The 3,193-nt window shown below is 63.5% G+C and carries 1 protein-coding gene; it reads left to right on the forward strand.

The window, feature by feature from the left end; genetic code table 11:
• On the forward strand, nucleotides 1-3,193 hold a 3,193-nt coding region (locus AC1DGP_RS34975), incomplete at both ends, for a peroxidase family protein (RefSeq protein WP_476833264.1).

Genomic DNA, 3,193 nt, shown 5'->3' on the forward strand with positions numbered 1-3,193 from the left:
AGCGACGAGGTGGCGACCGGTGCGCTCATCCGCGGCATGTCCCGTTCGGTCGGCAATGAAATCGACGAATTCGTCGTCGAAGCCTTGCGGAACAATCTGCTCGGACTGCCGCTCGATCTTCCCGCCTTGAACCTCGCCCGGGCTCGCGATACCGGCATTCCGAGCTTGAATGACGCGCGCGCGCAGATCTACGCCACGACCGGCGGCGCCGATCTCAAGCCCTATACCAGCTGGGCCGACTTCACCCAGCACATCAAGCACCCGCTATCCGTGGTCAAYTTCATCGCAGCCTATGGCACCCATCCGCTGATCGCCGCCGAGACGACCTCGGAGGGCAAGCGTGCAGCCGCCATGGCCATCGTGCTCGGCACCGATCAGACCGTGCCAGCGAATGCCGCCATGCARCCGCCGGTCCTGGCGCATACGATTCATGCTCCGGCYGACCGCCTCGACTTCCTGAACGCGACCGGCCTCTATGCGGCGGACGGCGCCGGTCCCCATGACGACAGCCTTGGCGGACTGAACCATGTCGATCTGTGGATCGGCGGTCTGGCCGAGGAGATCAACGAGTTCGGCGGCCAGCTCGGCTCGACCTTCAACTTCGTGTTCGARTATCARCTGGAGCACCTGCARAACGGCGACCGGTTCTATTAYCTCAGCCGCACGCAGGGCATGAACCTGCTGAACCTGCTGGAGCCCAATTCGTTCACCGACCTGGTCATGCGCAATACCGACCTGGGCGATCTCCATTCGACGCATCTTCCGGGCAACCTCATGTCGGTTCCGGACATGATCCTGGAGCTCGACAAGYTGGCGGGTCAGGAGAACTATAGCGGCATTGCGGCGCGCGACGGGACCGATCCAGCCGATCGCAGCCTGCTCGATCCCGTGCACTCCGATCCTTTCGTGCAAGGCATCGATCCCAAGGTTCACCGGGTCGAAGGGACGGCCCGCCTGGATGCCAACGGTCAGCCGGTTCTCGATGCGGATGGCAAGCCGATCTTCGATGGCGGAATCCTGCAGTTCTCCGGCGGTGAACACGTCGTTCTCGGCGGCACCGAGGGCAATGACAGGCTGTATGGCGACAAGGGCATCGACACCCTCTGGGGCGATGACGGCAATGACTATCTGAATGCCGGCATGGAATCCGACCAGGTGTTCGGCGGCGGCGGCGACGACATCATCGAGGATCCGTTCGGGGACAATTTCCTGCGCGGCGAAGCCGGTGACGACGTGATCGCCAGCGATGCGGGCCTCACCCTCATGTTCGGCGGCGAGGGCAACGATTTCATCATGGGCGTCACGGACGCCAAGGAAGTGTTCGCCGGCCCGGGCAATGACTTCATTCTCGGCGGTTCMGCRCCCGACGGACTGATGGGCAAYGARGGGGATGACTGGATCGAGGGAGGCGAGGGTTTTGACGGTCTGTCGGGTGAAAACTCGGACCTGTTCTTCAACTCGCCGATCATCGGACACGACATCCTCAACGGCCAGGGCAACGACACCGACTATGATGGCGAGTCCGGCGACGACATCATGGTCCAGGGCGCCGGAATCCAGCGCAACAACGGCATGCTGGGCTTCGACTGGTCCATTCAGAAGGGAGACGAAACCGACGGCGTCATCGATCTCGGCATCTCGCGCTTCGCCAATCAGCTCGCGCTGACATTGCGGGACCGCAACGACTCGGTGGAAGGCGCCTCGGGCTGGAAGCACAACGATACATTGATCGGAACCAGCTTTCCGGTCGGCGCTGTCGGYGCAGGAACCGGCCCGGTCAATGGGCCCGCGACGGACAGCAAGCTTCTGTCCCAGAACGTCGACCTGATCCGCGGGCTCGAGGACTTCATCAAGCTGGCGCCCGGTGCGGTCATCGGACAATCGGCGGCGACCGTCGCGGCCATGGCGGTCGCTGGCTCGCATTTCCGCGATCTCGCTCCCGACACCACTGTCTTCGACCCCGGCAATGGTGGCGACATCCTGCTCGGCGGYGCCGGCAGCGACACCATCACCGGCAATGCCGGCAAYGATCTGATCGAYGGCGACCGCTGGCTCAATGTCCGGATCTCGGTGCATGCCACCAAGGACCCGGCGAGCGCCCAGCTGTTCACGGTCGATGGCTTGACCACCCTCATCTCGGGGACCGGCAATGCCAATTGGGACGGAAAATCGGTCGCMGACCTGATGCGAACCGGAMAGATCAATCCGGGCCAGCTCGAAGCGGTGCGCGAGATCATCTCCGACGGCGCCCTGGCAACCGATACCGACGTGGCGGTCTTCCACGGCAGCCGCGCCGACTTCACSCTSACGCGCAATGCCAACGGCACGGTRACAGTCGTCGACACTGTCGTGGCACCGGTCCTCGGGGCAGATGGCATCAAGATCCCGCTGATCGACGACGAAGGCACCGACACGCTCGTGAATATCGAGATCGCGCGGTTCACGAATTTCGATGCCAATGGCATTCCGACCGGAACGTTCACGGATGTGTCGCTGGCACGAGCAAGCGGCGCACCGACGATCACCAGCACCGGCACCAATGTCCTGACGGCCAGCACCGCTGGAATCGTCGACGCCAACGGCATTGCCAACACCATCCGCTACCAATGGCAGACCTCGGCAACCGGAACAGGACCCTGGACCAATGCCGGGCTGCCGACGGCCAACGCCAACCGCACCATCAACGACGCCAATTTCTATCGGGTGATCGTCAGCTATATCGATGGYGACGGGCTTGCCGAGTCGGTGACCTCCCAGATCGTCGCCCGGGTCGGAACCGGTGGGAACGAAACCATTACCGGCACGGCCGATCCAAACCTGATCAACGGCCTGGCGGGCAACGACACGYTGAACGGCCTGGCAGGTGACGACGTCCTGAATGGCGGAGCCGGCGCCGATACGCTCAATGGTGGCGCCGATAACGATACGCTGGTCGCCGGYGTCGACACCGTCCGCGACGTCCTCGATGGTGGCACCGGGATCGACACCGCGGATTACTCGGCGGCAACGGCGGTTTTGACCGTGACGCTGAACGGCGCAACCGCGGCGGTCGTTGCGGGGTCGGGGACCACGAACGCAACTTCCGACACGATCGCCAATATCGAGAATTTCATCGGCGGGAGCGGCAACGACTCGATCACCGGTGATGCCAACGACAACGCGCTCAGCGGCGGGGCCGGTAACGACGCGCTGA

Source organism: Allobosea sp. 05T433, from assembly GCF_056396065.1.